The 9,036-nt window shown below is 73.1% G+C and carries 11 protein-coding genes; 4 read left to right on the forward strand and 7 right to left on the reverse strand.

What is annotated here, in order from left to right; all coding sequences use genetic code 11:
• The 3 genes from PKY62_RS04095 to PKY62_RS04105 form a co-directional block, all read left to right on the forward strand.
• A partial coding sequence (locus tag PKY62_RS04095; protein ID WP_324535133.1) for a HepT-like ribonuclease domain-containing protein occupies window positions 1-341 on the forward strand: 341 nt, incomplete at its 5' end.
• 280 nt (window positions 342-621) lie between these two features.
• A complete protein-coding gene (locus PKY62_RS04100; protein WP_324535135.1) occupies window positions 622-1,422 on the forward strand; it encodes a transglutaminase-like domain-containing protein in 801 nt (266 codons plus the stop codon).
• Window positions 1,423-1,524: 102 nt separating this feature from the next.
• A complete protein-coding gene (locus PKY62_RS04105; RefSeq protein WP_324535137.1) occupies window positions 1,525-2,025 on the forward strand; it encodes an NUDIX hydrolase in 501 nt (166 codons plus the stop codon).
• 35 nt (window positions 2,026-2,060) lie between these two features.
• Here the strand turns inward: PKY62_RS04105 and PKY62_RS04110 are convergent, their stop codons facing one another.
• The 7 genes from PKY62_RS04110 to PKY62_RS04140 all read right to left on the reverse strand — a co-directional run bounded on the left by PKY62_RS04110 (window position 2,061) and on the right by PKY62_RS04140 (window position 8,272).
• Window positions 2,061-2,816 carry an ABC transporter permease gene (locus PKY62_RS04110; protein ID WP_324535139.1) on the reverse strand — a complete coding sequence of 252 codons (756 nt, stop codon included), beginning with the start codon at window positions 2,814-2,816 and terminating at the stop codon, window positions 2,061-2,063.
• Between the two features lies 1 nt (window position 2,817).
• A complete protein-coding gene (locus tag PKY62_RS04115; protein WP_324535141.1) occupies window positions 2,818-3,762 on the reverse strand; it encodes an ABC transporter ATP-binding protein in 945 nt (314 codons plus the stop codon).
• A 29-nt stretch (window positions 3,763-3,791) separates the two neighbouring features.
• Window positions 3,792-4,523, reverse strand: coding sequence for a hypothetical protein (locus tag PKY62_RS04120; RefSeq protein WP_324535143.1), 732 nt, complete (start codon window positions 4,521-4,523; stop codon window positions 3,792-3,794).
• Window positions 4,520-5,398, reverse strand: a complete 879-nt coding sequence (locus PKY62_RS04125; protein ID WP_324535145.1) for an ATP-binding cassette domain-containing protein — start codon at window positions 5,396-5,398, stop codon at window positions 4,520-4,522. The genes PKY62_RS04120 and PKY62_RS04125 overlap by 4 nt, the downstream gene beginning before the upstream one ends.
• Window positions 5,395-5,787: a GntR family transcriptional regulator gene (locus PKY62_RS04130; RefSeq protein ID WP_324535147.1), complete on the reverse strand. Its 393-nt coding sequence runs from the start codon at window positions 5,785-5,787 to the stop codon at window positions 5,395-5,397. Before PKY62_RS04130 ends, PKY62_RS04125 begins: the two co-directional genes overlap by 4 nt.
• A 143-nt stretch (window positions 5,788-5,930) precedes the next feature.
• Window positions 5,931-6,992: an aspartate-semialdehyde dehydrogenase gene (locus PKY62_RS04135; RefSeq protein ID WP_324535149.1), complete on the reverse strand. Its 1,062-nt coding sequence runs from the start codon at window positions 6,990-6,992 to the stop codon at window positions 5,931-5,933.
• Window positions 6,989-8,272 (reverse strand): aspartate kinase, encoded by a 1,284-nt coding sequence (locus PKY62_RS04140; protein WP_324535151.1) that lies wholly within the window; start codon window positions 8,270-8,272, stop codon window positions 6,989-6,991. Before PKY62_RS04140 ends, PKY62_RS04135 begins: the two co-directional genes overlap by 4 nt.
• Before the next feature lie 195 nt (window positions 8,273-8,467).
• On the opposite strand from PKY62_RS04140, the gene PKY62_RS04145 reads away from it, so the two are divergent.
• Entirely contained in the window at window positions 8,468-8,992 is a 525-nt protein-coding gene (locus PKY62_RS04145; RefSeq protein WP_324535153.1) for an SSI family serine proteinase inhibitor, read from the forward strand.
• Window positions 8,993-9,036 lie beyond the last annotated feature (44 nt).

The raw sequence follows: 9,036 nt of genomic DNA on the forward strand, positions 1-9,036 counted from the left end.
TGTCGCCCAAGTGGGTGCCGCAACTGGCCGATACCGCCGAGGTGGTCGCGCACGGCAAAGAGGCATACCTGTCCGACGACCTCCTCCAAGAGGCCGGCGACTCGCTCATGATGAAGCTCGGCGAGGCCGCGAACCGGCTCGCCCGGCGGGGCGCTCCCCCACCCGAGGGCGTCGACTGGGCGATCGCCGTGGCCAACCGCAACTTCATCATCCACCGCTACGACGAGATCTCCCGCGAGCTGACCTGGCAGACCCTAGCCGTCGACCTCCCGGGCTGGGCAGAGGCGCTGGCGGCGTCGTTCGCCGTGGCCGAGGACACACTGCGGAGCCCCACCACGTAGCCGGTCGCGCCGCCCTGCCCCGGCCGGACGCTGCGCAGACGCTCACCCCAGAATCACCCCCACTCCGCAGCGGAAGGTCCCGGAGAGGCCTGTTCGCCCCGTAGAACAGGCGAGATCCCCGCACACGGGACGTTCGGGACGAAGAGGGCGCAGGTTCACATCCTGTCACCCCGACACAGTGAGAAGGGCCCCTGGCCTGCGGAAACGCGGCCGGGGGCCGTTCGCCGTCCTCCGGCTGGACTCGGCTCGCCCCCGCGCCGCGCCGGTGCAACCATGGCGCGTGCGCCGATCCGTCTCCACCCGCCTGGACATGCAGGTCGACGACCCCGCGCGCCTGGTCTTCATGGTCGCCGTCGCGCGCGGCCGCTACGCCCTCACGGAGTACCTCGACGTCGTGCGCGACGAGCGACCGCTCGAGGTCGTCGAGCTCACGGGTCCGCACGGCACGCGGCTGCACGTGGTCGACGCCAAGCCGGGGCCGGTGCGCCTCGAGTACCGGGCGTCGATCGACGGACTCGACGCCCCGCCGGCGGTGGACCCCGTGGACCTCGTGACCTACCTACGGCCCAGCCGCTACTGCGAGTCCGACGCGATGATCGGCCTGGCGGCCTCCGAGCTCGGGCACCTGTCGGGCCTGGGGCTGCTCGCCGCCGTCGGGCACTGGGTGGCCGACCACCTCGCCTACGTGCCCGGCAGCACGGGCCCCACGGACGGTGCGGCGCGGACCGTCCTCGCCGGCCAGGGCGTCTGCCGCGACTACGCCCACGTCACGGTGGCCCTGCTGCGCGGCCTGGACGTGCCGGCCCGGCTGGCCGCGGTCTACGCGCCCGGGCTCATGCCGATGGACTTCCACGCCGTCGCCGAGGCGTACGTCGACGGCGCCTGGCAGGTGGTCGACGCCACGCATCTCGCGCCGCGCGCGTCCTTGCTGCGGATCTCCACGGGGCGCGACGCCGCCGACACGGCGTTCCTGTCGACGTACGGCGGTGGTGTCACGCTCCTGTCGCAGGAGATCGGCGCGACGGTCGACGGCGCCGACCTGCCGGTCGAGGACTGGTCGGAGCTCGTCGCGCTGCGCTGAGCGCCCCGGCCCGCCCGGCAGCCGCCGGGCGGCGCCTGCCCGTCCGTCGCGCCGAGCGCCCCGGGGCCGCCCGACAGCCGCTGCGGCGGTAGGTTCGCCCTCGTGCCGGTCCCCGACTTCGTCCAGCGCCTGCGAGCCTCCGTCGGCCACGCGCCGCTGTGGCTCTCGGGGGTGTCCGCCGTGGTGATCGACGACGAGGGGCGACTGCTGCTGGGCCGGCGGGCCGACAACGGGCTGTGGGCCGTGGTCAGCGGGATCCTCGACCCCGGCGAGGAGCCCGCCGTCGCCGCGGCCCGCGAGACCCTCGAGGAGACCGGCGTGCGGGTCGAGGTGCTCGCCCTGACGTCGGTGTCCAGCGGTCGCGAGGTCATCTACCCCAACGGCGACGTCGCGCAGTACCTCGACGTGTGCTTCTGGTGCCGACCGGTGGGCGGCGAGGCCCACGTGGCCGACGACGAGTCGCTCGAGGTGGGCTGGTTCGCCCCCGACGCGCTGCCGCGACCGCTGGCGGCATCCTCGGCCGAGCGGATCGAGCGGACGCTGGCGTACGTCGCGGCCGCGCGGGGCGACGGCTGCGCACAGCCGTGGTTCGTGCGCGGGTGAGCATCCGACGGGCGCGCACGAGAGGAGCGCCCGGCTCAGGTCCAGCGGAACAGCCACGCCGCCAGCGGGACGAGCACGGCCGTCCAGGCGGCCATGACGGCGAGCTGCAGCGCCGGGACCCCCGAGCCGAACCAACCCTCGGTGAGCGCCTGGGACACGGCACCCAACGGCATCACTGCCGAGATGGTCCGCAGCGTCTCTGACATCACCGGCGTGGGCACCCAGACCCCGGCGAAGAACAGCATCGGGAAGTACAGGCTCATGCTGGCCACGCTCGCGGCACCCGCCGTCGGCACCAGCGCGGCGACCAGCCCGCCGACGGCGAGCATCTGGACCACCCCGAGGACGAAGGCCGCCGCGACGAGCCCCGGCTGGCGCGGCGCGGGGACATCGAGCAGCGCCAGGCCCGCGACGAGTGCCGCCGCGACCCCCACGAGGAGCACGACGACGTTGACGGTCACCTCGGCCACGAGCAGGTGTGAGGCGCGCAGCGGCGTGGTCGACAGACGCCGCAGGATGCCCTTCTCGCGGTACGCACCGAAGGTCGGGGGGAACGTCGTCAGCGCGACGGTCGCGATCGCGACTGCGAGCACGACGGGCAGGTAGACGTCGATCCCGCGCAGTGCCGGCTGCCCCGGCGCGGCCGCGGTGATGGGCTCGCGCATCACCGGCAGCAGCGTTCCGAGGGCGACCAGGATGAGGGTGGGGAAGACCAGGCCGAAGAAGACGCTGGCCGGCTCGCGCAGGAACAGTCGCGCCTGGGTCAGCGTCAGCGTGCGCAGTGCGTGCACCTCAGCCCCCCTTGCGGCTCGGAGGAACCGAGCCCACGCCGACCAGCCGGACGAAGGCGTCCTCCAGGCTGGTGCGCTGCACGGACAGGTCAACCGGCACGAGCCCGGCCCGGTCCAGTGCCCGGACGACGGCGACCACCAGATCGGTCCGGCCGCCGATGACGAGCTCGCCGTCGGCGACGTCGGCCGCGGCGACCTCGGGCAGGGCGGCAAGCACCTGTCGGGCCTCCTCGAGCCCTCCGCCACCAGCGATCCGCAGCCGTAGCACCTGGCTCTCGGTGGCGTCGGCCGCCACCGCCGCCGGGGTGCCGGTGGCGACCACGCGGCCATGGTCGATGACCACGACCCGGTCGCACAGCCGCTCGGCCTCGTCCATGAAGTGGGTGACCAGCACGATCGTCACGCCGGCGCTGCGGACTCCCGCGATGAGGTCCCACACCTCGCGGCGGGCCTGGGGGTCGAGCCCGGTGGTCAGCTCGTCCAGGACGGCGAGCTCAGGGCGCCCGATGAGGGCCAGCGCGATCGCCAGCCGCTGCTGCTGGCCGCCGGACAGGTCGCGGTAGCGGGTGCCGAGCTTGTCGCCCAGCCCGAGTCCCGCCGCGAGCTCCCGACCGTCCGCCGGGTCGGGGTAGAAGGACGAGAAGAGCCTGAGAGCCTCGGCGACGGTGATCTTGGGTGGCAGCTGACCGGCCTGGAGCTGGACGCCGACCCGACGACGCAGCTCGGCGCGGTCGTGCTGAGGGTCAAGGCCGAGCACCCGGACCGCACCGGAGTCGGCGGTGCGCAGCCCGCTGAGGATCTCGACGGTGGTGGTCTTGCCTGCGCCGTTGGGACCGAGGATGCCGAGGATCTCTCCTCGACCGACCTCGAAGCTCACCCCGCGCACGGCGAGAGTCTCGCCGTAGGCCTTGGCGAGGTCGGTGACCTCGACGACGGGTGCGGACATGACGGCCTCCCGAGGAGTCGGACGGTGGGTCAGGCGGCGACCGGGCGGACCGGGCAGCGCCGCAGCAGGACGAGGTAGGCCGCCGCCGTGAGCACCAGCAGCGCGACCGCGACCGGCACCCGCGCCAGCATGCTCAGCGGGTCGAGCAGCGAGGTGGTGAGGATCGGGGTGACGACCAGGACCGGACCCACCGTGAGCGGCAGAGCGAGGGTCGCCCACCAGGGGCCGAGCCGGTAGTAGGAGATGCCGACGAGCAGCCCGGACAGCTGCGCCGCGGTGAAGAGCAGCCCGAGGTCGACGAGGATCCAGCCGATCTGGCTCGTGTCGGCGACGACGGGCGCGCCGTCGGTGAGCTGGTGGGCCCACCCCCGCGCGCCGAAGACCGCCCGCTCGAGCTGCAGCGCCGCCGTCATGACCACGGCGTAGAAGCCCGCAAGGCCGACCCCGACGACGACCGATGCCCTGCCCAGCGACCGCCGGGTGAGCCCCGAGGCCACGTGGACGTTGAGGAAGCCGGCCGACATCATGATCGCCATCGAGAACGGGAACCAGACGAAGCCCTGGCGGGCGAACTGGACGATCGAGATGTCGACCGTCCCGTACCGGTCGACCATGACCACCGCGACGGTGACGGCCATCAGCGCGATGATCACGGCCCAGAGGGCGACCCGCAGGTGCTGACGCAGCAGCCAGCGAGTGGTCACCGCGACCGACGACCGGGCGGGCAGCGGGGACGCCGTCGTCGGGCTCGTCGTGCTCATCGGACCGCCTCCTTCTCGGTGAGGTGCACGAACAGGCTCTGCAGGTCGATCGGACCGATCTCCAGGCCCAGCCCGGAGGCCGCCGCGCGGTCGGCGGCGGACAGCCCGCCGTCGATGGTGACCTGCGCGGTGCCGCCGAGCTGCTGGCGGCGCAGCACCGTCCGACCCTCGGTGAACCGGGCCACGTCCTGGGCCGGACCGGTGACGCTGATGCCGCGTGCGCGCAGCGTCTCGGCGTCGTCGGCCAGCAGCATGGCGCCGCGGTCGAGGATGACCACCCGCTCGAGCATCCGCTGGATCTCGTCGATGAGGTGGCTCGAGAGCACGATCGTTCGCGGGTGCTCGACGTAGTCGGCGAGCAGCGCGTCGTAGAACGCGAAGCGCGACGGTGCGTCCATGCCGAGGTGGACCTCGTCGAACATCGTCAGCTCGGCCCGCGAGGCCAGGCCGACGACGGCACCGAAGGCCGACTTCTTGCCCCGCGAGAGCTTGCTCGGTCGGCGTCGCGGGTCGAGCTCGAAGGTGTCCATCAGTCTGCCGGCGAGGTCGGCGTCGAAGTGCGGCCGGACATCGGCGAGGTAGCCCAGGTGCTCGCGCATCCGCAGGTCGACCTGGACGTCACCGCTCTCCCGGACGAGGCAGATCCCGCGCATCACCCGCTCGTTCTCCCACGGGTCCTCGCCGTCGACCAGCACGGCTCCCGCCGCTGGGCGCCGGAACGCTGCGATCGTCGACAGCAGCGTCGTCTTGCCCGATCCGTTGCGCCCGAGCAAGCCGTGGATGGCGCCGGACGCCAGCTCGAGGGTGACGCCCTCGAGGGCCGTCGTGCGCCCGTAGCGGACCGTGAGGTCACGCGTGCTGACAGCGAAGCTCATGACTCCTCCCGGGCGGGCTGGTGGGACGGCGGTGCGGGCGGGGCGGACCGCAGGCGGTCGACGACCTGGTCGACCGGGATGCCGAGCAGGCGCGCCTCGGCGGCGACGGGGTCGACGACCTCGGCGAAGAAGCGCTCGCGGCGGCCGGCGAGCAGCCGCTCGCGTGCGTCGTCGGCCACGAACATGCCGACGCCGCGCCGCTTGACGAGCAGACCCTCGTCGACCAGCTCGGTGAAGGCCCTGGCCGCCGTCGCCGGGTTGATCCGGTAGGTCGTGGCGTACTGGGTCGTGGACATCACCTGCTCCTGACCGGCGAGGGTCCCCGCGAGGATCTCGCCCCGGATCTGGTCGGCGATCTGCAGGTAGATGGGGTCACGTCCGTCGAACACGGCGACACCCTCCCGTTCGATCACCTCTATGGTTCGTTACTTCACTAATGAACCATAGAGGGCGGAGGCACGCAACCCCCCGGACGCGTCGGCGTGCGGGGGGTTGCGGGTGAGCAGCGAGCGGGGTCCAGGGGAGCGCGGGGCTAGCGGCGTGCGGCGACCAGCTCGGCGATCTGCACGGCGTTGAGCGCCGCGCCCTTGCGCAGGTTGTCGTTGGAGACGAACAGCGCCAGGCCGCGACCGCCGGGGGCGCCCTCGTCGGCGCGGATCCGGCCGACGTAGCTGGGGTCCGTTCCGGCGGCCTGCAGGGGCGTGGGGATCTCGCTCAGCTCGACGCCCGGTGCAGCGGCGAGCAGCTCGGTGGCGCGCTCGACGGACAGGGGCCGCGCGAACTCGGCGTTGATCGACAGCGAGTGGCCCGTGAACACCGGGACCCGCACGCAGGTGCCGGAGACCAGCAGCTCCGGGATGTCGAGGATCTTGCGGCTCTCGTGCCGCAGCTTCTGCTCCTCGTCGGTCTCGAAGAGGCCGTCATCCACCAGGGCGCCCGCGTACGGCAGGACGTTGAAGGCGATGGGGCGCCGGTAGATCCCCGGCTCGGGGAACGCCACGGCCGCGCCGTCGTGCGTCAGCGCCGCGATGTCCGCGTCGGCCAGTGCATGGATCTGGGTCTCGAGCTCCGCCACGCCCTTGAGGCCGCCGCCGGAGACGGCCTGGTAGGTCGAGACGACGAGGCGGACCAGTCCCGCCTCGTCGTGCAGCGGCTTGAGCACCGGCATCGCCGCCATGGTGGTGCAGTTGGGGTTGGCGATGATGCCCTTGACCGCGTGGTCGATCGCCTCGGGGTTGACCTCGCTCACCACGAGGGGGACCTCGGGGTCACGGCGCCAGGCCGAGGAGTTGTCGATCACCAGCGCACCGGCCGCGGCGAACCGCGGGGCCTGGGCCTTGGAGGTCGCGCCCCCGGCCGAGAACAGGGCGACGTCGATCCCGGACAGGTCAGCGGTCGCGGTGTCCTCGACGACCACCTGCTCGCCCCTCCACGGCAGCGTCGTGCCGGCGGAGCGCGCGGACGCGAAGAAGCGGATCGACGCGACCGGGAAGTCGCGCTCCTCGAGCAGTCGCCGCATGACGGCGCCCACCTGGCCGGTCGCGCCGACGACCGCGACGTGCAGCCCCGCACTCGTCTGGGAAGCCATGCTCATCGCCCCGTCCCGCCGTACACGACGGCCTCGCCCTCGGTGGAGTCCAGACCGAACGCGGTGTGCACCGCGCGGACCGCGTCGTCGAGCTGGTCGGCCCGGGTGACGACCGAGACCCGGATCTCCGAGGTGGAGATCATCTCGATGTTGATGCCGGCGTCGCGCAGGGCGCCGAAGAGCCGCGCCGAGACGCCGGGGTGCGACTTCATGCCCGCGCCGACGAGCGAGAGCTTGCCGATGGTGTCGTCGTACTGCAGCGAGGCGAACCCGATCGCGCCGCGCACCGCGTCGAGCGCGGCGATGGCACGCTGGCCGTCGGCCGCCGGCAGCGTGAAGGAGATGTCCGTCAGGCCCGTCTGGGCGGCCGAGACGTTCTGCACGATCATGTCGATGTTGACGCCGCTCGCGGCGACGGTCTCGAAGATCTGCGCGGCGGTACCGGGCACGTCGGGCACGCCGACGACCGTGATCTTGGCCTCGCTGCGGTCGTGCGCGACGCCCGCGATGATCGGCTGCTCCATCGTTCCTTCTCCCTCGAGAGCCGGCTGCGGCTCGTCGGTGACCAGCGTGCCGGTGTGACCGGAGAACGAGGAGCGCACGTGGATGCGCACCCCGTGGCGGCGGCCGTACTCGACGCAGCGCAGGCCCAGGACCTTCGCGCCGCTCGCGGCCATGTCGAGCATCTCCTCGTAGGTGATGCGGGCGATCTTGCGGGCGGTGGGCACGATCCGGGGGTCGGCCGTGAACACGCCGTCGACGTCCGTGTAGATCTCGCACACGTCCGCGTCGATCGCCGCGGCGATCGCGACCGCCGTGGTGTCCGAGCCGCCGCGGCCGAGCGTCGTGACGTCGTTGGTGTGCTCCGTGACGCCCTGGAACCCGGCGACGATGGCGACGGCGCCCTCGTCAAGCGCCTGATGGATGCGGCCGGCCTTGACGTCGATGATCCGGGCCTTGCCGTGCGCGTCGTCCGTGATGACGCCCGCCTGCTGGCCCGTGAACGCCTGCGCCTCGACCCCGAGGTTGGCGATCGCCATGGCGAGCAGGGCCATGGAGATCCGCTCGCCGGCGGTGAGCAGGATGTCCATCTCGCGCGACGGCGGCTTGGGGGAGACCTGGTTGGCGAGGTCGAGCAGCTCGTCCGTCGTGTCGCCCATCGCGGAGACCACCACGACGACGTCGTCGCCCGCGCGCTTGGCCTCGGCGATCCGGTGGGCCACCCGCTTGATGGCGGTGGCGTCGGCGACGGAGGAACCCCCGTACTTCTGCACGATCAGGGCCACGGTCGCTCCGGGTCAGGTGTGGTCGACGGACGCCCCAGGATAGTGCGGGCCCAGACTGCGGACACGGGCGGTTCCAGGATCCGGTCGCCCGTCCCGCCGCGCACCCCGGTCGGTTCTCGGCAGTTCTTGGTCGTCGGGCGACCGAAAGCTGCAGAGAACCGGCGGGCGAGAGGGATGAGAGGGACACTGGGCGCTATGCGGAGGGTCACGGGACGTCGGACCGCGGGGATCCGCGCGGGCGCGCTGGCGCTGGCGCTGGCGCTCGCGCTGATGCTCGCGGGGTGCGCGACGGGGTCCGGCGGGTCGCCGGACGATCCCGTGACGGCCCCGGATGCGACCAGCTCGCCGTCGGGCACCGATCCCGAGCCCACCGCGCCGGCGCCGTCGGGCGACGTGGCTGCCGACCTGACGATCGGGCTGGACGAGACGGGCGGCGGGACCGTCGTGACGACGACGCTGAGCTGCGCGCCGGTGGGCGGGGACCACCCGGACGCGAACGCGGCGTGCGCGGCCCTCGAGGCGGCGGGCGGCGCCGAGGCCTTCGCCCCGCTGCCGCCGGACGCCACGTGCACCGAGCAGTACGGCGGCCCGCAGACCGCGACCGTCACGGGCACCGTGGACGGGGAGCGGGTGGACGCCGACTTCTCGCGGATCAACGGGTGCGAGATCGCCCGCTGGGACGCGCTCGCGCCGCTGCTCGGGAGCGCCGGCGGGGTGTGAACGAGCGGGGCGCGTGCACCGCGGTCAGCACGGGCAGGTCGGGC

Source organism: Actinotalea sp. (assembly GCF_035443605.1).
Taxonomy (GTDB): domain Bacteria; phylum Actinomycetota; class Actinomycetes; order Actinomycetales; family Cellulomonadaceae; genus Actinotalea.